The 21,567-nt window shown below is 67.6% G+C and carries 19 protein-coding genes; 7 read left to right on the top strand and 12 right to left on the bottom strand.

All coding sequences use genetic code 11. The features are described 5' to 3' along the window. Positions 1 to 26: 26 nt before the first annotated feature. Positions 27 to 1,025 (bottom strand): tRNA dihydrouridine(20/20a) synthase DusA, encoded by a 999-nt coding sequence (gene dusA / locus PKO50_RS19870; RefSeq protein WP_275627009.1) that lies wholly within the window; start codon positions 1,023 to 1,025, stop codon positions 27 to 29. Positions 1,026 to 1,231: 206 nt separating this feature from the next. Here dusA and PKO50_RS19865 point away from each other — a divergent pair, with 206 nt between their 5' ends. Both PKO50_RS19865 and PKO50_RS19860 read left to right on the top strand, forming a co-directional pair. Further along, the gene (locus PKO50_RS19865; RefSeq protein WP_109935403.1) at positions 1,232 to 1,798 is read left to right on the top strand and encodes a DUF4124 domain-containing protein; all 567 of its coding nucleotides are present in this window, start codon (positions 1,232 to 1,234) and stop codon (positions 1,796 to 1,798) included. 333 nt (positions 1,799 to 2,131) lie between these two features. Continuing rightward, positions 2,132 to 3,754: a methyl-accepting chemotaxis protein gene (locus PKO50_RS19860; RefSeq protein WP_275627008.1), complete on the top strand. Its 1,623-nt coding sequence runs from the start codon at positions 2,132 to 2,134 to the stop codon at positions 3,752 to 3,754. A 537-nt stretch (positions 3,755 to 4,291) separates the two neighbouring features. Here the strand turns inward: PKO50_RS19860 and PKO50_RS19855 are convergent. The 6 genes from PKO50_RS19855 to puuE form a co-directional block, all read right to left on the bottom strand. Next, on the bottom strand, positions 4,292 to 5,638 hold the full coding sequence (locus PKO50_RS19855; RefSeq protein ID WP_275627007.1) for a nucleobase:cation symporter-2 family protein: 1,347 nt from the start codon (positions 5,636 to 5,638) through the stop codon (positions 4,292 to 4,294). A gap of 475 nt (positions 5,639 to 6,113) precedes the next feature. After that, positions 6,114 to 7,442, bottom strand: coding sequence for a urate hydroxylase PuuD (locus PKO50_RS19850; RefSeq protein WP_275627006.1), 1,329 nt, complete (start codon positions 7,440 to 7,442; stop codon positions 6,114 to 6,116). Positions 7,443 to 7,494: 52 nt separating this feature from the next. Further along, a complete protein-coding gene (locus PKO50_RS19845; RefSeq protein ID WP_275627005.1) occupies positions 7,495 to 8,001 on the bottom strand; it encodes an ureidoglycolate lyase in 507 nt (168 codons plus the stop codon). 136 nt (positions 8,002 to 8,137) lie between these two features. Beyond that, entirely contained in the window at positions 8,138 to 9,133 is a 996-nt protein-coding gene (gene alc, locus PKO50_RS19840) for an allantoicase (protein WP_109935398.1), read from the bottom strand. A 40-nt stretch (positions 9,134 to 9,173) separates the two neighbouring features. Continuing rightward, on the bottom strand, positions 9,174 to 9,689 hold the full coding sequence (gene uraD / locus PKO50_RS19835) for a 2-oxo-4-hydroxy-4-carboxy-5-ureidoimidazoline decarboxylase (RefSeq protein ID WP_275627004.1): 516 nt from the start codon (positions 9,687 to 9,689) through the stop codon (positions 9,174 to 9,176). Next, positions 9,686 to 10,621: an allantoinase PuuE gene (gene puuE / locus PKO50_RS19830; protein ID WP_275627003.1), complete on the bottom strand. Its 936-nt coding sequence runs from the start codon at positions 10,619 to 10,621 to the stop codon at positions 9,686 to 9,688. Before puuE ends, uraD begins: the two co-directional genes overlap by 4 nt. A gap of 410 nt (positions 10,622 to 11,031) precedes the next feature. Between puuE and uraH the strand changes: the two genes are divergently transcribed. Beyond that, positions 11,032 to 11,385: a hydroxyisourate hydrolase gene (gene uraH / locus PKO50_RS19825; protein ID WP_275627002.1), complete on the top strand. Its 354-nt coding sequence runs from the start codon at positions 11,032 to 11,034 to the stop codon at positions 11,383 to 11,385. A 398-nt stretch (positions 11,386 to 11,783) separates the two neighbouring features. On the opposite strand, the gene PKO50_RS19820 is transcribed toward uraH, so the two are convergent. Together PKO50_RS19820 and PKO50_RS19815 are read right to left on the bottom strand one after the other, a co-directional pair. Then, positions 11,784 to 12,410 carry a LysE family translocator gene (locus PKO50_RS19820; RefSeq protein ID WP_275627001.1) on the bottom strand — a complete coding sequence of 209 codons (627 nt, stop codon included), beginning with the start codon at positions 12,408 to 12,410 and terminating at the stop codon, positions 11,784 to 11,786. Positions 12,411 to 12,475: 65 nt separating this feature from the next. After that, positions 12,476 to 13,825, bottom strand: a complete 1,350-nt coding sequence (locus tag PKO50_RS19815) for an NCS2 family permease (protein ID WP_275627000.1) — start codon at positions 13,823 to 13,825, stop codon at positions 12,476 to 12,478. 386 nt (positions 13,826 to 14,211) lie between these two features. Between PKO50_RS19815 and PKO50_RS19810 the strand changes: the two genes are divergently transcribed. Next, complete coding sequence (locus PKO50_RS19810; RefSeq protein ID WP_275626999.1) at positions 14,212 to 14,961, top strand: GntR family transcriptional regulator; 750 nt, start codon at positions 14,212 to 14,214, stop codon at positions 14,959 to 14,961. Positions 14,962 to 16,037: 1,076 nt separating this feature from the next. On the opposite strand, the gene queD is transcribed toward PKO50_RS19810, so the two are convergent. From queD to norR, 3 genes are all read right to left on the bottom strand, one after another. Continuing rightward, on the bottom strand, positions 16,038 to 16,394 hold the full coding sequence (gene queD, locus PKO50_RS19805) for a 6-carboxytetrahydropterin synthase QueD (RefSeq protein WP_089391973.1): 357 nt from the start codon (positions 16,392 to 16,394) through the stop codon (positions 16,038 to 16,040). Between the two features lie 87 nt (positions 16,395 to 16,481). After that, positions 16,482 to 16,970, bottom strand: a complete 489-nt coding sequence (locus tag PKO50_RS19800) for a carboxypeptidase-like regulatory domain-containing protein (protein ID WP_275626998.1) — start codon at positions 16,968 to 16,970, stop codon at positions 16,482 to 16,484. A gap of 54 nt (positions 16,971 to 17,024) precedes the next feature. Then, positions 17,025 to 18,572, bottom strand: coding sequence for a nitric oxide reductase transcriptional regulator NorR (gene norR / locus PKO50_RS19795; protein ID WP_109937249.1), 1,548 nt, complete (start codon positions 18,570 to 18,572; stop codon positions 17,025 to 17,027). Positions 18,573 to 18,728: 156 nt separating this feature from the next. Here norR and hmpA point away from each other — a divergent pair, with 156 nt between their 5' ends. From hmpA to PKO50_RS19780, 3 genes are read left to right on the top strand one after another with little or no spacing between them, the layout of a single operon-like run. Further along, positions 18,729 to 19,910 (top strand): NO-inducible flavohemoprotein, encoded by a 1,182-nt coding sequence (hmpA, locus tag PKO50_RS19790; protein ID WP_275626997.1) that lies wholly within the window; start codon positions 18,729 to 18,731, stop codon positions 19,908 to 19,910. Positions 19,911 to 19,965: 55 nt separating this feature from the next. Beyond that, positions 19,966 to 20,223: a transmembrane sensor/regulator PpyR gene (locus PKO50_RS19785; RefSeq protein ID WP_089391967.1), complete on the top strand. Its 258-nt coding sequence runs from the start codon at positions 19,966 to 19,968 to the stop codon at positions 20,221 to 20,223. Next, positions 20,210 to 21,400 carry an NnrS family protein gene (locus PKO50_RS19780; RefSeq protein ID WP_275626996.1) on the top strand — a complete coding sequence of 397 codons (1,191 nt, stop codon included), beginning with the start codon at positions 20,210 to 20,212 and terminating at the stop codon, positions 21,398 to 21,400. The genes PKO50_RS19785 and PKO50_RS19780 overlap by 14 nt, the downstream gene beginning before the upstream one ends. Positions 21,401 to 21,567 lie beyond the last annotated feature (167 nt).

Genomic DNA, 21,567 nt, shown 5'->3' with positions numbered 1-21,567 from the left:
GAGGCCCGGACGGCGCTCAACGGGACCTAGCGGCCGGCCAGAAGTTCGACGGCCTGGTCGAGCACCCGAAGCGGATCGGCGGCCTTGTGCACGTCCACCGAAAGCAGCTGGCGGAAGCGCCGGGCGCCGGGGAAACCCTGGCCGAGGCCGAGCACGTGGCGCGTCACATGGTGCATGGCGCCGCCCTCGGCGATGTGCCGCTCGATGTACGGTCGCATCCGCGACAGCGCCTCGGCGCGGCTGATGGCCGGAGCCGTGGTGCCGTACAGCGCGGCATCCACCTGGGCCAGCAGGTAGGGGTTGTGGTAGGCCTCGCGGCCGAGCATCACGCCGTCGAAGGTGCGCAGGTGCGCCTGGCATTCCTCCAGGGTCTTGATGCCGCCGTTGAGGACGATCTCCAGGTCCGGGAAATCCCGCTTGAGCTGCGCCGCCACCTCGTAGCGCAGCGGTGGGACCTCGCGGTTCTCCTTGGGCGACAGGCCTTCGAGAATGGCGATGCGCGCATGCACGGTGAAGCTGTGGCAGCCGGCCTCGCGCACCTGGCCGATGAAGTCGCACAGCTCGGCGTAGCTGTCGCGGCCGTTGATGCCGATGCGGTGCTTGACCGTGACCGGGATCGAAACGGCCTCGCGCATGGCCCGGACGCACTCGGCAACCAGCGCCGGGTGGGCCATCAGGCAGGCGCCGATCATGTTGTGCTGCACCCGGTCGCTGGGGCAGCCGACGTTCAGGTTCACCTCGTCGTAGCCGGCCGCCTCGGCCAGCCGCGCGGCCGCCGCCAGCTCCGCCGGCACGCTGCCGCCCAGTTGCAGGGCCAGCGGGTGCTCGCATTGGTCGTGGCGCAGGAAGCGCGCGGCATCGCCGTGCAGCAGGGCCCCGGTGGTGACCATTTCGGTATAGAGCAGGGCATGGCTCGACAGTTGGCGCAGGAAGAATCTGCAATGGCGGTCAGTCCAGTCCATCATCGGCGCCACGGAGAAGCGGCGGGAGGGCTCGGGGCGTTGCGGGCGGGCGTCTTGCGGCATGCTGGGTACGGGCTTCGGCCACGGCGGCGGGGGCCGGCACGGCGCGGGATCGGTGAAGGGGCGGGTATTCTAGCAGAAAGGGCGAAGATGCCGGGATGTGGGTTGTTCCTGGCGATACGGTTAGGATTTCGTGTATCGGTCCTGGAACTTTTGCCGGGGCGGCGGTCTGAGGTGTCAATCTGCCACTGATCAGCCAGGGAGGCTGTATGAAGGGTGTTCTCGTTGCGGTTCCGCTGTTGTTCTGCGCCGCCTGGGCGCAGGCGGATACGATCTACAAGTGCGTCGATGCGCAGGGCAAGGTGACTTTCACCAAGCAGGCCTGCCCCAACGGCGGCAACGCCGGTGTCGAGTTGAACGTGGAGAACCGCCGGCCCAGCGGCAGCGGCGAGGGGGCGGTGATGGCGCAGCCGGCGCTTCAGGCGCCACCTGCGGACTATGCCCCGGCGGGGGCTTATCCGGCGCAGCCACCGGCCAACCCGGCGCCGGTCGGCGGCACACGGGTGACCGTGGTGGGTGGCTCCGAGGAGCGGCCGGGTTGCTCCACCGGGCTTTCCGAGCGCGACCTGCGGACCGCCATGGTGCGCAAGGAAATCGTCCCGGGCATGAGCCGCAAGGAAATCGAGGACATGTTCGGCACCCCGAGCGACCAGGCCAGCGCCCACGGCGCCGGCAGCAGCACCTACTGGAACGACAAGTACCTGAACTTCTTCAGCATCAACTACGACGCCAATGGCTGCGTGGTGAACACCTACCAGTCCGGTTCGAGCAACTGAGCGCCACCTCGCGCGGCCCACGGGCCGCGCGTTCTCAGTCCGCGGCGGCTTCGGCCGGCACCCGCACCCTCAGCCAAGGCCGCTCTCCGTCCTCGTTCGGGCGCTATTCCACCTTGCGGGTAGACCGTGCCTGCTTCTGAATCAGATGACACCTACTGCACCAGGAGTCGAATCGCAGTAGGTGCGTCAACCCGGAATGACGGCCACACTACCGACTAAGGGACGATAGCCGCGGCTGACAAATGGTCGCCTAATGGCCCTGACAACAATAATTCAGGGCCTGCGCCAACCCGGGTGTTCCACGGGGCGGGCGGTGGCTGGAGAGGTGCCCTCATGGACCCGACACGTTCGCGTATCTTCCTCGTTCTTTCCCTGCAGACTGCCGGTCTTCTCGCGCTGTTCATCGCCCAGTCGCTGGGCGGCTGGCCGCTGTCGCTGTGCCTGCTGCTCGGTTTCGCGCTGCTCTGGCTGCCCTGGTTCGTCGGCCAGCGCCGCAGCTTGCCCGGCGTATCGTCCGCGGCGCCGGAGCTGGCCGCGCTGACCCGCGACCTGTCCCGCAGCACCAGCCACAATGCATTGTCCGCCGCCGGCGTGTCCTATTCCGTGCAGCGCCTGGTGGAGCGCCTGGCGTCGCAGCTGGCGGCGGCCGAGCAGATCGTCGGCAGCGCCGAGGTGATGATCCACACCGAGCGCGCCACCTCCAGCCTGGCGCGCCAGGCCATGGAAGCCGCCACCCAGGCCCGCGCCGGCAGTGACGCCGGGCGTGCCGAGCTGCAGCAGGCGATCGCCCGCATGCACCAGCTCAGCGGCCGCGCCGGCGAGAGCCGGGCGCTGATCGAGGCGCTGAGCCAGCGCAGCGAGGACATCCAGCGCGTCACCCAGGTGATCCAGTCCATCGCCAGCCAGACCAACCTGCTGGCGCTCAACGCCGCCATCGAGGCGGCCCGCGCCGGCGAGCACGGCCGCGGCTTCGCGGTGGTCGCCGACGAGGTGCGCGGGCTGGCCGCGCGCACCGCCGAGGCCACCGAGGAAGTCGGGCAGATGGTCGAGGACATCCAGCAGCGCACCGCCCAGGTCGCCGAGCAGATCCTCCAGCTGGCCGCCGACCTCGACGAGGGCCTGGCCCAGGTGGAAAGCACCGGCGGGCAGCTGGAAGGCATCGCCGGACTGGCCGCCGGCGTCGAGCGGCAGATCACCGAGATCGCCGAGGGCGCCGAGATCAACCGCCACCAGCTGGACAACCTGTTCGCCGCGGTGGAGAGCATGCGCGGCGACATCCGCGTCAGCGACGAGCAGACCCACCGCCTGGCCGACGCCGCCGTGCACCTGGAGGCGCAGGCCGAGGCCATCAGCGAGCGCCTGGCCGAGGTCGGCCTGGACGACTACCACCAGCGCGTCTACGACCTGGCCCGCGAAGGGGCGTCGAGCATAGGGGCGCGCTTCGCCGCCGACCTCGACGACGGCCGGATCACCGTCGAGGACCTGTTCGACCGCCACTATCAGCCGATTCCCGGCACCGAGCCGCAGAAGTACGGCACGCGCTTCGACCGCTATACCGACGAGGTGCTGCCGAAGATCCAGGAAGACCTGCTGCAGCGCCACGAAGGCCTGGTGTTCGCCATCGCCTGCACCGCCGAGGGCTACGTGCCGACGCACAACCGCGCCTTCGCCCAGCCGCCCACTGGCAACCCCGAGGTGGACCGCCTGAAGAGCCGCAGCAAGCGCCTGTTCGACGACCGCACCGGGATCCGCTGCGGCAGCCACCAGCAGGCGCTGTTGCTGCAGACCTACTGCCGCGATACCGGCGAGCTGATGCACGACCTGTCGGTGCCGATCTTCGTCAACGGCCGCCACTGGGGCGGCCTGCGCCTGGGCTACCGGCCCGAGAGCATGCCGCTGAGCGAGACGTCGGCGCTGCGCAGTCCCATGCGGCGGGAGGCTGCAGCGGCCCGGTGAAAGCCGGGTGAAGGAAGGTGAGGCCGTGCATCGCAGGATGCGCGGCCTTTTCGTTTGCGGCCGGCCGTTTGGCGTAGGGCGAATAACCGTTCGCGGTTATCCGCCGTTGGCCGTGCCACCGGGGCGTCCGGCGTGGCCGGTGAGTCCAATCGCGGACGGAGTCCGCTCCTACGACCGTGCCATGCCATTCCCCTGTAGGAGCGCGCCCTGCGCGCGAATCGCGGGCAGGGCCCGCTCCTACGCCCGTGCTTCCTGGAACCGTAGGAGCAACTGTCTTGCGGCCCGTGCCGAAATGCTCTTCGTAGGAGCGAGCTTGCTCGCGAATAAACCCCGCTGCGGAGTCCGTTCGCGAGCAAGCTCGCTCCTACAAGTTGCCGGAAGGCGTGGCATTTCCCTGTAGGAGACTCTGTCCGCGATCATGGCTACGAACCGTGCCTGCGGATGGTTTCGTGCGGCGGGGAATGAAAAAAGCCGCGCAGGAGTGAGGCGCGGCTGGAAGCGGCAGGCGTCGGGAGGGGCCCGCCGAAAGCGTCGGCTTCAGTGGTGCCCGCAGAGGGCGTCGCGGCCACGTTCGCCGAGGATGTTGAACAGCAGGTTGAGCAGCACGGCCCAGATCGCGGTCATGGCGATGCCGCTGTGGGTGATCGGCTCCATCCAGGCGGGCAGGGCGGCGAAGAAGTCCGGGCGCACCACCGGGACCATGCCCATGCCGATGCTCACCGCCACCAGCAGCTGGTTGCGCCGGTCGACGATGTCCACCTCGTGGAGGATGCGGATGCCGCTGGCGGCGACCATGCCGAACATGGCGATGCCGGCCCCGCCCAGCACCGCCGGCGGGATCGAGGCGACCACGTAGGCGGCCTTGGGCATCAGGCTCAGGAGGATCAGGAAGCCGCCGGCAGCGACGGTGACGAAGCGACTGCGCACCCCGGTCATCTGCACCAGGCCGATGTTCTGGGCGAAGGAGGAGTGGGTGAAGGTGTTCATGAAGCCGGCGAAGAAGGACGCCGTGGCGTCGCACAGCAGGCCGCGGCGCAGGCGGCGCGGGCAGATTTCGTCGCCGGTGATCTTGCCCAGGGCGAGGAACATGCCGGTGGACTCGACGAAGATGATCAGCACCACCAGGCACATGGACAGCACCGGCGCCAGGTGGAAGCTGGGCGCGCCGAAGTGCAGCGGGGTGACCACCTCGAAGGCCGGGCGGGCGTCGATGCCGGACAGGTCGACCATGCCCATGCCGCTGGCGACGACGTAGCCCAGCAGCATGCCGATGAGCACCGAGACGTTGGTCCAGAAGCCCTTGAGGAAGCGGTTGACCAGCAGGATGGCGGCCAGCACCAGGCTGGACAGGAACAGGTACTCCAGGGCGCCGAAGTTGGCCGCGCCCTTGCCGCCGCCAGCCCAGTTGATGGCCACGGGGAACAGGCACATGCCGATGGAGGTGATCACGGTGCCGGTCACCAGCGGCGGGAAGAAGCGCACGATGCGGCTCATGAAGGGCGCCACGAGCATGCCGAACAGGCCGGCGGCGATGGTGGCGCCGAAGATGCCGTTGATGCCCACGCCGGGCATCCCGGCCATGGCCACCATGCTGCCGACGGCGGCGAAGCTGGCGCCCATCATCACCGGCATGCGGATGCCGACGGGGCCGATGCCCAGCGACTGCACCACGGTGGCGATGCCGGCGACCAGCAGGTCGGCGTTGATCAGGAAGGCGATTTCCTCGCGGGACAGGCCGGCGGCCTGGCCGACGATCAGCGGGACGGCCACGGCGCCGCCGTACATCAGGAGCACGTGCTGGAATCCCACCAGCAGCAGTTGCAGCAACGGCAGACGCTGGTCGGCGGACGAGCCGGCAGCGTGGCGCTCAGTTACCTCGGACATGCAACACCTCGATTTTTATTGTTGTGTCACTGGTGGGCGCCGATCAGGCTCGGCGACCGGGTAGTACTGGCTCGCCACACCCCCGGGGCCGTGCGGGTGAAGCGGTGCGGGACTTTATAGCGTCGATGTGTATTCGCTTCAATATGTTTTTGTATACAACTAGCTAGTCGGCTTGTGAATGACGGGTTTCGGGTCGCTCTAGGCCGCGTGTTACGTGGTCTTGGCGGGATGTAGCCGTAGGTCGGGTGGGACTACAGTTTTATTCCGTGGAGTCGGTGTTCCTGTAGGAGCGGACTCTGTCCGCGATTCGCGCGCAGGGCGTGCTCCTACATGGCTTGGGCGGTGCAGGCGAAACATCGGGCGCCGGCCTTGCCGGAGGAATCGCGGACGGAGTCCGCTCCTACGAAAAGCCTGCGGGCATAAAAAAACCGCACCCGAAGGTGCGGTTTTCCTGGTTCCGGCGAACCGCGGTGGCTCAGTTGGTCTGGGCGCCCCTGGCGATCCAGGAGCCGATCAGGTTGCGCTCTTCCTGGGTCATCTGGGTGATGTTGCCCAGCGGCATGACCTGGGAGGCCACGGCCAGCGCCTGGATCTTCGCGGTCTGCGCCTGGATCTGCTGCGGCGTGTCGAACATCACGCCGGCCGGGGCGGCGCTGAACAGCGGGCTGGTCGGCTTGGCCGAGTGGCACACGGTGCAGCGTTCCTGGATGACGTGATGAACCTTCTCGAAGTCGCCATTGCCGCCGGCGCTGCTGGCCTGCGCCTGGGCCGGGGCTTGCGCCGGGGCGGCGGCCTTCTCGCTGTCTTCCTTGGCGCGCTCGGCGGCGGTCTTGCCGCCGATGGCGGTTTCCGGCAGCGGCTGGTACTCGACCTTTGCCGGGGCGCTGGCGCTGGTCGGTGCGGCGCTCTGCAGCGTCGGGCCGGTGACGAAGGCCAGGGCGATCATGCCCACGGCGCCGGCGGGCAGGGCCCAGGCCATGCCGTTGCCGTTGTGGCGGGTGTTGAAGTAGTGCCGCACTATCACCGCCAGCGCCGCGATGCACGCCAGGATCAGCCAGTTGTAGTGGCTGCCGTAGGTGCTCGGGAAGTGGTTGCTGATCATGATGAACAGCACCGGCAGGGTGAAGTAGTTGTTGTGCCGCGAACGCAGCAGGCCCTTGGCCGGCAGCACCGGGTCGGGCTCGCGGCCTTCCTCGATGGCCTTCACCAGCGCGCGCTGGGCCGGCATGATCACCCGGAACACGTTGCCGACCATGATGGTGCCGATGATCGCGCCGACGTGCAGGTAGGCGCCGCGGCCGCTGAACACCTGGCTGAGCAGGTAGGCGGCGAGCACCAGCAGGGCGAACAGGATGGCGCCGAGCAGGGCGGGGGTCTTGCCCAGCGGCGAGTCGCACAGGGTGGAGTAGATGAACCAGCCGGCGATCAGCGAGCCGATGCCGATGGCCACGGCCGCGGCGGGCGCCAGGTCGCTGCCCGGGGCCACCAGGTACAGGCTGGGGTTCAGGTAGAACACGATGGTCAGCAGGCACACGCCCGAGAGCCAGGTGGAGTAGGCCTCCCATTTGAACCAGTGGAGGTTGTCCGGCATCTTCGGCGGTGCCAGCTTGTATTTCTCCAGGTGGTAGATGCCGCCGCCGTGGATCGCCCAGAGGTCTCCGGAGAGCCCTTCGCGCGGGTTGGCGCGGTTGAGGTTGTTTTCCAGCCAGACGAAGTAGAACGAGGCACCGATCCAGGCGATGCCGACGATCATGTGAATCCAGCGAACCAGCAGGTTCGCCCATTCGATGAGATGTGCTTCCACAGTCATTACCTCTTGCCCGGCCACCGGCGTCGCGGCGGACGGGCCTCTCTTATTAGTTTAGTTGGGGGTCGAGGAGCAGTTGCTCGTCCTCGGTGAAGAAATGCTCGTCGCAGTTGTTGCCGGAACCGCTGCGATCGACCACCAGGAAGTCATCCCGCTTTTCGATCGTCAGCACCGGGTGGTGCCAGACGCCGCGGTGGTAATTGATGCCCTGCCTTCCGTTGCTCAGGAAGGCGCGGACAAGGCCCGGTACAGGTGCGTCGCCAAGTGGCGCGACCACGACCAGAAAAGGGTTGCCGAGCAGCGGGATGAAAGCCTGGCTGCCCAGCGGATGACGCTCCAGCATGCGGATGCGCAGGGGCATCTCCAGTGCTTCGGCGCTGAAGATGCTGATGATCGCCTTGTCCTCGGCCTGCGCGGTCTCCACCGTGGCGAGCTTGTGGTAACGGCGGGTGGAACCGTTGTTGATCATGAAGTAGTCGCTGCCTTCGGTTTCGATGACATCACCGAACGGGGCGAAGGCTTCCTTGGTCAACGGTTCGATCTTCAGGGTACGCATGGCTGGTCACTTGTGTTCGTTGTTCTGTGCCCGGGCGAGCCCGGGGACCGCTTTCCCTTGCGTCACTCCCGCGAACGCGGGAGCCCGGTGTCTCTGGATCCCCGCGTTCGCGGGGATGACGGGGGAGGTGTTGCGCTTACCTGGCCACCTTGCCGAACAGGCGCAGACGGCTGACGCCACCGTCCGGGAAGATGTTCAGGCGGATGTGGGTGATCGGGCCCAGTTCCCTGATCTGCTCGATGAAGGTGTGCTCGTTGTGCATCTGCAGCTTCTGGCTCGGCAGCAGTTCGCGCCAGTACAGGCTCTGGGTGGCGATCTGGCTGTCGGTGCCGCCCTTCACGAAGGCCGCCTGGATGTTGCAGCTTTCCGGGTAGTTGCCCTTGAAGTGCAGGGTGTCGACGACGATCTTCTCGACGATGCCGGCGTGGCCCAGCGCGACTATCACCCAGTCGTTGCCCGGGGTGCGGCGGCGCCCGGTTTCCCAGCCGTCGCCCATGTTCACGCCGCGGCCGGGGTTCAGGATGTTGCTCATGCGGCCGAAGTGTTCGTCGGAGCAGGCCAGGGCGCGGCCGCCGTTCAGCGCGGCGACGAGGTCGACCTGCTCGTTCGGGTTCTGGTTGGCCCAGTCGCGGAACGGAATGCCGTACACGCGCAGGCGCGCCACGCCGCCGTCCGGGTAGATGTTCAGGCGCAGGTGGGTGTAGGGGCGTTCGTCGCTGATCTCGTGGTAGTGGTGGCTGTTGCCCTGCAGCTCGACGGAGGGCAGCACCTCGGTCCACTGGGTGTCGTCGCTGGGGTCGCCCTCGGCCACGAAGCAGCCTTCCAGGGACGCCGACGGCGGGAAGTTGCCGGTGAAGAAGCTGGTGTCGATGTCCACGCCCTTGATCGAGCCCGGCACGCCCAGGCGGATCACCGCGTGGTCGTAGCCCTCGAAGCGCTTGCGGCGGGATTCCCAGCCGTCCATCCACTTGCCGTTGTCGTCGAAGACGCCTTCCTTCCACACCGCGGGGGTGGGCTGCAGCATGCGGCTGGCAGCGGCGAACCATTCGTCGGTGACGCTGATCACCTTGCTCCCCAGGCGCTCGTCGGCCAGGTTGACGAATTTCTCGAAGGGAGCGTTGTAGGTTCTCATCTTGTTCTCCTTGGTGACGTGTTAGTCCGGTCCTGCGCGCTCACAGCTGCTGCAGGCGGAACATCGCGATCTTGTTGATCTCGGCCAGGGCGGTCTGGAATTCCTGCTCCGGCGTGTTGTGGATGCGCTGCTCGAAGGCCGCGAGGATCTGGTGGCGGTCGCTGCCCTTCACCGCCTTGATGAAGGGGAAGCCGAACTTGGCCTTGTAGGCGTCGTTGAGCTCGTTGAAGCGGGCGAACTCCTCGGCGGTGCATTCGTGGATGCCGGCGCCAGCCTGCTCGGAGGTGCTGGAGGCGGTCAGCTCGCCGCGCACGGCGGCCTTGCCGGCCAGGTCCGGGTGGGCATTGATCAGTGCCAGCTGGGCCTCATGGCTGGCCGACAGGAGGATGTCGGCCATGCGCTGCTGCAGGCTCTCGATGTCGTTGAGGCTCTCGTCCACGCCCAGGTCGTAGGCCTTCTCGGCCACCCAGGGGGAGTGTTCGTAGATGTCGGCGAAGGCGGCGACGAAGGCGGCGCGGCCGAGGCTGGCCGGGGTCAGTGTCTGGAAGCGGCTCATGCCTGTTTCTCCTGGGCTTGGAACGGGTGCTTCTCGTACCAGTGGCGGGCGATGTCGACGCGGCGGGCGACCCACACCTTCTCATGGCCCTTCACGTACTGGATGAAGCGTTCCAGCGCGGCCAGGCGCGCCGGGCGGCCCAGCAGGCGGCAGTGCATGCCGATGGAGAGCATCTTCGGCGCGCCCTCGGTGCCTTCGGCGTAGAGCACGTCGAAGGCGTCCTTGAGGTATTCGAAGAAGTCGTCGCCCTTGTTGAAGCCCTGCACCTGGGTGAAGCGCATGTCGTTGGTGTCCAGGGTGTAGGGGATCACCAGGTGCGGCTTGGCGGCGGTGCTGGCCGGGTCCCAGTAGGGCAGGTCGTCGTCGTAGGTGTCGGAGTCGTAGAGGAAGCCGCCTTCCTCGCGCACCAGACGCCGGGTGTTCGGGCCGGTGCGGCCGGTGTACCAGCCCTGCGGGCGCTCGCCGGTCAGCTCGGTGAGGATGCGGATGGCCTCCAGCAGGTGCTCGCGCTCCTGGGCCTCGTCCATGTACTGGTAGTCGATCCAGCGGTAGCCGTGGCTGCAGATCTCGTGGCCGGCGGCGACCATCGCCCTGATCACGTCCGGGTGGCGCTGGGCGGCCATGGCCACGGCGAAGATGGTCAGCGGCAGGTCGTACTTGCGGAACAGCTTGAGCAGGCGCCAGACGCCGGCGCGGCTGCCGTATTCGTAGAGGGACTCCATGCTCATGTTGCGCGCGCCCTGCAGCGGCTGGGCGGCGACCATCTCGGAGAGGAAGGCCTCGGATTCCTTGTCGCCATGAAGGATGCAGCGCTCGCCGCCTTCCTCGTAGTTGAGCACGAAGGACAGCGCGATGCGCGCGTCGCCCGGCCAGTGCGGGTGGGGAGGGTTGTCGGCGTAACCGATCAGGTCGCGTGGGTAGTCAGCGCTCACTGCAGTGTTCCTTCTTGTTGGGGGCGGCGCGGGGCGGTAGGGCGTGCGCCACCGTGTTGCGAGATATTGTATACAAGTTGTGTGGCCGAATGTAAATGCAATCCCGCACCCCAGTTTCGCCATCCGTCGTCATCCGCATCCGTAGGCAGAGCAAGCAAATTACCTGCCCAACTGGTCAGCTCGGCGGCCTCCGGCCTCAAGCGTGCCGGCAGCGGACCGGAATGCCGCATGCTGGGGCGGTGGCGCCGTTTCGGGGCGTGGAAGCAAGTTTTTTGTATACAATATTTATGTGATGGCGTATTTTCGTCCCATCCAACCCACCCGGCCGGCCGCCGCCTGCGGGGTGCAACCCACACCACACCGAGAAGGAGGACGGCGTCCGCCGGCCGCGCCGGGGATGCCCAGAGCCCATGGGACGTTTGACGACGCACGTACTGGATTCCGCCCACGGCTGCCCCGGCCATGGCATCAAGGTCGAGCTCTACCGCGTGGAAGGCCAGCAGCTGGAACTGGTCGCCACCCGCGTGACCAACGACGACGGCCGCTGCGACGAGCCGCTGCTGCAGGGCGAGGACTTCCGCCCCGGCGTCTACCAGCTGCTGTTCAACGCCGGCGACTACTACCGCGCCCGTGGCCTGCAACTGCCGCAACCGGCCTTCCTCGACCAGGTGGTGCTGCGCTTCGGCATCGCCTCGGAAAGCGACCACTACCACGTGCCGCTGCTGATCTCGCCGTACAGCTATTCGACCTACCGCGGCAGCTAGCCCGCCACCCGGCTTCCCACCCCGACTCTTCGTGGAGTCCCATCGGCCCGCCCTCGGCGGGTCTTTTTTTGCCTGTACCATGGGGCCGGTTGCCTTGCGCCGAGGTGCTTTTCGTAGGATGGGTTGAGCTTCGTTCCACCCATCCTACGCCGCCTCACCTACACCGCGTTCCCATGTAGGAGCGCGCCCTGCGCGCGAAATCGCGGGCAGGGCCCGCTCCTACAGGTTGATGCCGAACCTCTCGTTCGCGCCGGACAGCCCCCTCTCCCAAGGAGAGGGGGCGGAGTTAACCCTAAACATCATTGCTGCCGGTAAACACTGTTCGCGAGCAAGCTCGCTCCTACAGGTGCCAGTGCTTTTCGTAGGCGCGGGCTTGCTCGCGAACGGTTCTATGGGCCTCAGCGGCTGAGCAACGAAGCCCCGCCAGCGGTGGCGAAGAGCGCGGCGCTGCCGCGGTTGAACCAGGCCTGACCCTTGCCCGAGCGCAGGAAGCGCGCGGCGCCGCGGGCGCTGAGGCCGTAGAACAGCTTGCAGGCGAAGTCGAGCAGCGCCCAGGTGAGGATCATCACCAGCAGCTGCTGCCACAGCGGGTGGTCGGCCCTGAGGAACTGCGGCAGGAAGGCGGCGAAGAACAGAATGTCCTTCGGGTTGCTGGCGCCCAGGCCGAAGGCCTTCCAGTACAGGCTGCGGAAGCCCGGGTTGACCGGCAGTTCCTCGGCGGCGCGCGGCTGGCCGGCGACGCGGGACTCCTTCCAGCTCTGCCAGGCCAGGTAGAACAGGTAGAGCGCGCCCAGCACCTTGAGCACGCTGAACAGCTTCTCCGAGGCCAGCAGCAGCGCGCCCAGGCCCAGGGCCGAGGCGCTGAGCAGGCAGATGGAGGCGCTGACCCCGCCGAGGAAGGCCGGCAGCGAACGGCGCAGCCCGTAGTTGAGGCTGTTGCTGACCATCAGCAGCGACAGCGGGCCGGGAATCAGGATCACGATCAGGGCGGCGCTGCTGTAGAGCAGCCAGGTTTCCAGGTTCATCGCGGACTCTCGAATGCAAAGGCCCCGGCGTGTGTGCGCCGGGGCCGTGGCGGGGCTCGTCCAGATTACAGGAAGATGAATTTGGCTACAAATATAAGGCAGAGTGCATACAGGCTGACGGTCACGTCCTTGTGGCGGCCGGTGAAGACCTTCATCGCCACGTAGGTCACGAAGCCCAGGGCAATGCCGTCCGCCACCGAGAAGGTCAGCGGCATCATGATCACGGTGACGATGGCCGGGATGGTCTCGGTGTGCTCCTGCCAGTCGATGTGGGCCAGGCCGCCCATCATCAGCATGGCCACGTAGATCAGCGCGCCGGCAGTGGCGTAGGCGGGGATCATGCCGGCCAGCGGGGCGAAGAACATGGCGGCGACGAAGAGCGCGCCGACGGTCACCGCGGTCAGCCCGGTGCGGCCGCCGGCGGCCACGCCCGCGGCGCTTTCCACGTAGCTGGTCACCGGCGGCACGCCGAGCACGGCGCCGACCACGCTGGAGGCGCTGTCGGCCTTCATCGCCTTGGACAGGTTCTCGATGCGGCCGTCCTCGCGCACCAGGTGGGCGCGCTGGGCCACGCCCATCAGGGTGCCGGCGGTGTCGAACATGTGCACGAAGAGGAAGGCCAGGATCACGCTGATCATGGTCACGTTGAAGGCACCGGCGATGTCCATGGCCAGGAAGGTCGGCGCCAGGCTCGGCGGCATGGAGAACACCCCGCCGAACTGCACCAGGCCCAGGGCGATGCCGGCCACGGTGACGGTGAGGATGCTGATGAGGATGCCGCCGAACACCCGACGGTACTCCAGCACGGCGATCATCAGGAAGCAGATCGCCGCCAGCAGCGGGCCGGGCTTGGTCAGGTCGCCCAGGTGCACCAGGGTGGCGGGGCTGGCGACCACGATGCCGGCGGTCTTCAGGCCGATCAGCCCGAGGAACAGCCCGACCCCCGCGCCCATGGCGAAGCGCAGGCTCGGCGGGATGCTGTTGAGCAGCCATTCGCGGATGCGCGAGAAGGTCAGCACCATGAACAGCACGCCGGAGATGAACACCGCGCCCAGGGCGATTTCCCAGCTGTAGCCCATGGTCTTGACCACGGTGTAGGTGAAGAAGGCGTTGAGGCCCATGCCCGGCGCCAGGCCCACCGGCCAGTTGGCGTACAGCCCCATGAGGAAGCAGCCCAGCGCGGCGGCCAGGCAGGTGGCGACGAAGGCCGCGCCGTGGTCGACGCCGGCGTCGGCCATGATGTTGGGGTTGACGAAGATGATGTAGGCCATGGTGATGAAGGTGGTCAGGCCGGCGGCCAGTTCCGTCTTCACCGTGGTGCCGTGCTGGCTGAGCTTGAACAGGCGTTCGAGCAGGCCGGTGGCGGGTGGGCTGGAGGCGACAGCGGTTTGTTGTTCTTGTTTGGTGCTTTCCACAGCGGGTACTCCTCAACGCTCTTGTTGTTGGTCCTTGCCGTCGGCTGGTTCACCTGCGTCCCTGGCTCGGCGGAAGGCTGTGAGGGCGTGTTCTTGACTTGCGAGTCAGGAAGTCACGCCGGCGATTATGAGGTTGTATACAAAAAAATCAAATAATGTTTCGTACCTATCGCTCGGCTTCTTCCAAACAATTCATCGGAAAATTCGTCCCGACATTGCGCAGAATTTGTACAGCGGGGACGGCCGAATGCCGCAGGGCAAGGGGGATGCGCCGGGTGCGCGGCGCTGGGCATTTTGTGTACACTGGTGGCCATCATTTCGTCGCGCCCGCGTACCTGGCAGCGGATTGCCCAGGCCGCCGGTCCGCCCAACAAGGTTGAGGATCCATGACCGACCCGCTGCAACAGATCAAGAAGCCGGCGCGCAACGGCAAGAGCCGTACCGGCACGCAGGACGAGATCGTCTACGCGCACATCTTCGACGCCATTCTCGAACAGCGCCTGGCGCCCGGCACCAAGCTGAGCGAGGAGGCGCTGGGCGAAATCTTCGGCGTCAGCCGCACCATCATCCGCCGCGCCCTGTCGCGCCTGGCCCACGAGCAGGTGGTGCTGCTGCGCCCCAACCGCGGCGCAGTGGTGGCCAGCCCGAGCATCGACGAGGCCCGGCAGATACTCTTCGCCCGGCGCACCGTCGAGCGCGCCATCACCGAGCTGGCGGTGGACAACGCCAACGCCGAGCTGCGCGAGATGGTGGTGCAGGAGCAGGCCAGCTTCGCCCGTGGCGACCGTGGCGCGGGTATCCGCCTGTCCGGCGAGTTCCACCTCAAGCTGGCGGAGATGGCCAGGAACGCCCCGCTGGTCAGCTTCCAGCGCAGCCTGGTGTCGCAGACCTCGCTGATCATCGCCCAGTACGAGGCGGGCGGCCGCTCGCACTGCTCGTTCGACGAGCACAACGAAATCCTCGACGCCATCGAGAAAGGCGAGAAGGAAAAGGCCGTGACCCTGATGATGCACCACATGGCGCACATCGACGACAAGCTGAACCTGGAAGGCGACAGCGCCTCGGGCGACCTGCACGCGGTGTTCTCGCACCTGCTCGGCGGCAAGAAGAAGGGCGGCCGCACCGCGGCGCGCTGAGGCTTGCCCCATGAAAGAAAGCCCCGCCTGAGTCAGGCTGTGTGAAAACCTCAGGATCGGTCCCGCTGGTTAAAAAACAACCTGGATTTCGCGTTTCTACGCGGATTCTGGATTGGCTGAATAGCCAAGCCTCTTCAGATTTCACGTAGGAACGCTCTCTTCGAAGAGCCGCTCGGGTTTTCACACAGCCTGCTGAGTGCGGGGCTTTTTCGTGGACGTGCACGTAGGGCGAATAACCGTTCGCGGTTATCCGCCGCCATCCGTGCCACAGGGATGTCCGGCGCGGCTGGTGAGTCCAATCGCGGACGGAGTCCGCTCCTACGCCCGTGCTACCTGGAACCGTAGGAGCGGACTCTGTCCGCGATTTGGCGCGCCCTACGTGGGAACCCGGGAGCTTCGCGGTTTCGCATCACGCCGAACGGTCCCCTCTCCCGCTTGCGGGGGAGGGTTAGGGAGGGGGAGCGGAGTCAGGGTTTGGCAGAGGTGCCAGAGCGAAGTCCGTCCCCTCTCCCCAGCCCTCTCCCTGAAGGGAGAGGGGGCTGTCCCGAGCAAGCGGATAACGTAGCGTCAGCCGGCAAACTCGTAGGGCGAATAACCGTTCGCGGTTATCCGCCGTTGGCCCAAACACCGATGCCCGACGACGATGGCGGATAACGCCGTAGGCGTTATGCGCCCTACGGGTTTCCAGAGAAATATCCGAGCGCACCGGAACGCCCCTTCAGAAGGCCGAGCGAAACCGGCGCTCAGGAGGTCATGCGACATGGATGTCGCGAGAGCCCCGATCAGCACAGGGACGTGCTGTCGGGGCGGGCCTCCGTGGCGGGGGAATTCGGGAGGGTAGCCCGGCTCCATCGGGCCCGTATGTCGGGGCAAGCCTTCTTGGTTACTTCTTTGGCGTTTGAAAGAAGTGACTCGCCCGAGGGGGCGAAACGAGAGATCTCAGCGCACTCGGAGCGGCGCGCTACACCAAGCCCCCAAGCCACTGGGTTACCGCGTTCGCGGGAATGACAAGGTTAAGGGAGGTGCGGGGGCCAAGGTTCTCGAGCAAGCTCGCTCCTACAGCGCGTCGCGCGACCTCAGTCCCCGCGATACTCACACCCACTGGTGCAGGTCTCATGCACCCGCACCCGCGACAGCTCCGGCAACAGCGGCTTGACCTGCTGCCAGATCCAGCGCGAGAGATTCTCGCTGGTGGGGTTCTCCAGGCCGGGGATGTCGTTCAGGTAGTTGTGGTCGAGCTGCTCGTAGATCGGCTTGAAGATCTGCTTGATCTCGGAGAAGTCGCGGATCCAGCCGGTATACGGGTCGACCTCGCCCTCGATGTACAGCGCCACGCGGAACGAATGGCCGTGCAGGCGGCCGCACTTGTGGCCCTCCGGGACATGGGGCAGGCGGTGGGCGGACTCGAAAGTGAATTCCTTGAACAGTTCCAAGAGGTGGCCTTCAGATCATCAGTGGGCAATTGCAACCGCCTATTGTACCCACTTTGCCGAGCGGCCGGGCATACCCCCGTCGGCAGGTCAGCGCGTCAGCTCGACCTGGACTTCCTCGCCCTCGCGCAGGGTCAGCGGCGCCATGACGGTCGCGCCCACCGTGGTTGGGCCATTGGCGCCGCTGGTTTCCCAGGTCACCTCGCAGCTCAGGTAATAGCGCCCCGCCGGCACCTGGCCGAAGCTGAAGCGGCCCTCGGCATCGGCGCGCACCGTGCGGGTGTAAATTTTTGCCCGGGCATCGGGCTCGCCTAGCGGCCGCCGCTCCTGGTAGGCCTTGTACAGCGGCGCCATGTAGCGCGTCGCCGGGATCAGCGCCACGTCCTTGCCGGCCGCCGGCTTCAGGGTGCCAGCGCGGGTGCGGAGGAAGGCGCGGCCATCGATCCTGCCATTGCCGTGGACCGGCAGCGCCTGGTACTCGGCACTGGGGAACTCGTCGAAATGCAGCGGCCGGCCCTGGTTGGGCGAGATGCAGCCGGCCAGGACGAGGCCGAGCAGGGCGACGAGCAGGTGGCGCATGGCGGGGCTCCTCGAAGCGGGACTATGCGCCTGGAAAGATAGTTCAGGCGCGGCTCACTTGAGATCCAGCCGCCGCGCCAGGCGGTTCAGGTTGGCCCGGTCCACCCCCAGTTCGCGGGCCACCGCCGCCCAGTTGCCGGCGTGGCGCTGCAGGCTGGCGGCGACCAGCTGGCGCTGGAAGTCGTCCAGGGCGGTGCGCAGTTCGACGCCGGGTTTCGGCAGTTCGCGGGTGGGCGTGGCCTTGTCGGCTCCGGGGAGCGGCAGGCCCTGGTCGAGGCCGAGGTCGTCGAGCTCCAGGGTGAGGATGCGCGGGCGCTCGGGGCTTGCGGCCAGGGCCTTGAGCGAGGCGCGGCCGATCAGGTGTTCCAGTTCGCGCACGTTGCCCGGCCAGGGGTAGCCGAGCAGGGCGGCCTGGGCCTCGGCGCTCAGGCGCAGGCTGCGCAGGCCCAGGCGCGGGCGGTTCTGCTCGAGGAAGTAGCCGGCCAGCAGCAGGATGTCGTTGCCGCGCTCGCGTAGCGGCGGAACGTGCAGTGGGTAGACGCTCATTCGGTGGTAGAGGTCGGCGCGGAAGCGCCCGGCGCGCACTTCCGCGGCCAGGTCGCGGTTGGTGGCGGCGATCAGGCGCACGTCCACCCGGTGCTCGCGGTCCGAGCCCAGGCGCTGCAGCTGGCCGCTCTGCAGCACGCGCAGCAGCTTGGCCTGGATCGCCAGGGGCAGCTCGCCCACTTCGTCGAGGAACAGGGTGCCGCCGTCGGCCAGCTCGAATTTGCCGCGGCGCTCGCCCACGGCGCCGGAGAAGGCCCCGCGCACGTGGCCGAAGAGTTCGCTCTCCACCAGGGTTTCCGGCAGCGCCGCGCAGTTCAGGCTGACCAGCGGCTGGGTGTGGCGCAGCGAGCGCTGGTGGATGGCCTGGGCCACCAGTTCCTTGCCCACGCCGGTCTCGCCGGTGACCAGCACGCTGAGGTCGCTGCCGGCCACCAGCTTGATTTCGTCCACCAGCTGGCGGTGCGCCGGGCTCTGCCCGACCAGCTCGCGCGGGGCCTCGCCGGCGGCGCGCTGGTAGGCGTCGGCGCGCTGCTGCTCGTGCTCGGCGCGCAGGGCCAGGTCGAGCATGCGCTGGCTGGCCTTCACCGTGGCGGCCGCCAGGCTGGCGAAGGCCTGCAGGTTGTCCAGGTCGCCGCTGGAGAAGCGCCCGGGCTCGAGGGCGTCGAGGGTCAGCAGGCCCCAGGGCTGCTCGTCCAGGTACAGCGGACAGCCCATGCAGTCGTGCACTTCCAGGTGCACGCCTTCCACCAGGCCGTCGTAGGGGTCGGGCAGGCCGCAGTTGGCGTCGAACAGGGTGGGCCCCGGGCGTTCCAGCAGGGCCCGCAGGCGCGGGTGTTCGGCGATCTTGAAGCGGCGGCCGAGGGTGTCCGGGCTCAGGCCGTCCACCGCCAGCGGCACCAGTTGCTCGCCTTCCAGGCGCAGCAGGGCGCTGGCATCGCAGGGCAGCAGTTCGCGCAGGGCTTCCAGCAGGCGGCGGTAACGTTCCTCGTCGGGCAACTCGCGGGACAGGTCGTCGACCAGGGGGAGCAGGGTGGCAAGCAAGGGGTTTCTGGTCATTTTGACCTCTAGGCAGTCCATATGACTCGAATGAATGCTGGTCATTATGACTTCTGTTGCGGCGAAAGTCCCGGGAATACTGGGCTGCGACCTTGGCATGCTTCCTGAAATATCCCAGGCAGATCCCACCCTGTCTTGCGTTCCAAGGAGATCCGCATGCTGTCCAACGAACACCGCACCCTGATCAAGGCGACCGTCCCGCTGCTGGAAACCGGTGGCGAAGCCCTGACCCGGCACTTCTACCAGCTGATGCTGACCGAGTACCCGCAGGTGCGCCCGCTCTTCAACCAGGCCCACCAGGCGTCCGGCGACCAGCAACGGGCCCTGGCCAACGGCGTGCTGATGTACGCCCGCCACATCGACGAGCTCGAGCGCCTCGGCCCGCTGGTGGGGCAGATCGTCAACAAGCACGTGTCGCTGCAGATTCTCCCGGAACATTATCCCATCGTCGGCTCCTGCCTGCTGCGGGCCATCCGCGAGGTGCTCGGCGAGGAAATCGCCACCGACGAGGTGATCGCCGCCTGGGCCGCGGCCTACCAGCAACTGGCCGACATCCTGATCGGCGCCGAGGAGTCGGTGTACGCCCGCAATGCCGCCGAAGAGGGCGGCTGGCGCGGTGCGCGGCGCTTCCGCGTGGCGCGCAAGGTGGCCGAGAGCGAGGAGATCGTCTCCTTCTACCTGCAACCGGTGGACGGCGGCGCGCTGCTGGACTTCGAGCCGGGCCAGTACATCGGCCTGCGCCTGGAGCTGGATGGCGAGGAAGTGCGCCGCAACTATTCGCTGTCGGCCCCGGCCAACGGCCGCGAGTACCGCATCAGCGTCAAGCGCGAGCCCGAAGGCAGGGTTTCCAGCTACCTGCATGACCAGGTCCAGGAGGGCGACGAGATCGACCTGTTCCCGCCGGCCGGGGACTTCGTCCTGGGCGACAGCGACAAGCCGCTGGCGCTGATCACCGCGGGCGTCGGCATCACCCCGTCGCTGGCCATGCTGCAGCGGGCGCTGGACGCCGGCCGCGTGGTGCACTTCATCCACTGTGCGCGCCACGGCGGCGTGCACGCCTTCCGCGAGTTCATCGAGAACCAGGCGCGCAAGCACCCGACGCTGCTGCACTTCTTCTGCTACAGCGAGCCGCGCGAGCAGGACCAGGCCGATGCCGAGGGCTTCATCAGCCAGCAGCTGCTGAGCAACTGGCTGCCGGCGCAGCGCGACCTGGACGCCTACTTCCTCGGGCCCAAGCCGTTCATGGCCCAGGTGAAGCGCCACCTGCGCGAGCTGGGCGTGCCCGAAAAGCAGTGCCACTACGAGTTCTTCGGCCCCGCCAGCGCGCTGGAGGCCTGACGCAAGACCGGCCGGCCCCCGCGGGCCGGCCACCCTGTACTACCGGAGGTGTGTGATGAAAGGTTTCTTCTCCTGTCCGCAACGCAATCTCGGCCATTCCAACGCCCTGCTCAGCGCAGGTGCCGCTATGCTGCTGGGAGGCATCTTCGGCGCCTATTTCATCGACGCCTTCCTCAACCTGCCGCAACTGGTGGCCGCCCACGCCCTGACCGTCCTCGGGCCGACCGCCATCAAGCTGGGCTACGTGCTGCGCCTGATCGCCCAGCGGCAGATGCGCCAACCGGGCTGGGAGGTCTGTTGTGCTGTTGGTTGATCGCAAGGTTCTTTTGGCGATCCCGCCGCTGTGGCGGCTGGGTTTCCGTCCGTTCTTCCTCGGCGGGGCGCTGTTCGCGGCGCTCGCCATCTTCCTCTGGCTCGCCGCGCTGGCCGGCTGGCTGCCCGGGTGGCAGCCGCTGGGCGGCTGGCTGGGCTGGCACCGCCACGAGATGGTGTTCGGCTTCGCCCTGGCGATCATCGCCGGCTTCCTGCTCACCGCGGTGCAGACCTGGACCGGCCGCCCGGGCCTCAGCGGCGCGCCGCTGCGCAACCTGGCGTTGCTCTGGCTGGCGGCGCGGCTGGCCTGGCTGCTGGGCGCGCCCTGGTGGCTGGCGGCCGTGCTGGAGCTGGCCTTCCCGCCGGCGCTGGCCTGGTTCGTCGGCCGCAGCCTCTACCAGGTGCGGCAGACGCGCAATTACCCGGTGCTGATGGTGCTGGTCCTGCTGACCCTGGCCGATGCCCAGGTCATGGCCGGCCAGGCGCTGGGCAACGAGGCCTGGCAGCGTGGCGGCGTCCTGGCCGCGCTGTGGCTGGTGGTGGCGCTGATGAGCCTGATCGGCGGGCGGGTGATTCCCTTCTTCACCCAGCGCGGCCTGGGGCGTACCGCCCAGGTGCCGGCCTGGCCGTGGCTGGACTGGGCGCTGCTGCTGGGCGGCGCGCTGCTGGCGGTGCTCAGCGCCACTGGCCCGGCCCTGCAACCGGGGCCGCTGCTGGCGGTGCTGTTCGGCCTGCTCGGCCTGGGCCACCTGGTGCGCCTGTGGCGCTGGTACGACCGCGACCTGTGGAGCGTGCCGCTGCTGTGGTCGCTGCACCTGGCGTATGCCTGGATGACCCTGGCGCTGTTCGGCCTGGCGGCGTCCGCGGCCGGCGCGGCGCTGCCGTCCAGCCTGCCGCTGCACGCGCTGACCGTGGGCGGCGTCGGCGGGCTGATCCTGGCGATGATCGCCCGCGTCAGCCTGGGCCACACCGGCCGCGCGCTGCAGCCGCCGAAGGCGATGGCCTGGGGCTTCGCCCTGCTCAACCTGGGCGTGCTGGCGCGGGTGGTGGTGGTGTGGTGGCTGCCGCTGGGCGGCCTGCAGCTGGCAGCGCTGTGCTGGTCGCTGGCGTTCCTGATCTTCGCCGGGTACTACGGGCCGATGCTGTGGAAGGCTCGGATCGACGGGCAGCCGGGGTAGGGGAGTCATCCTGTGGGGTGTGGGCGCGGTCCATCGCGGACGGAGTCCGCTCCTACGCTGCCCGAGCCATGCCATTCCCCTGTAGGAGCGCGCCCTGCGCGCGAATCGCGGGCAGGGCCCGCTCCTACAATGGGGCGACATGGGAGACGCGAATTTTGATCCAGTCA

Origin of the sequence: Pseudomonas sp. 273, assembly GCF_029201425.1 — a bacterium.
In the GTDB taxonomy this organism is placed as follows: domain Bacteria; phylum Pseudomonadota; class Gammaproteobacteria; order Pseudomonadales; family Pseudomonadaceae; genus Pseudomonas; species Pseudomonas delhiensis.
This window is presented reverse-complemented; position numbering and strand designations above follow the sequence as displayed.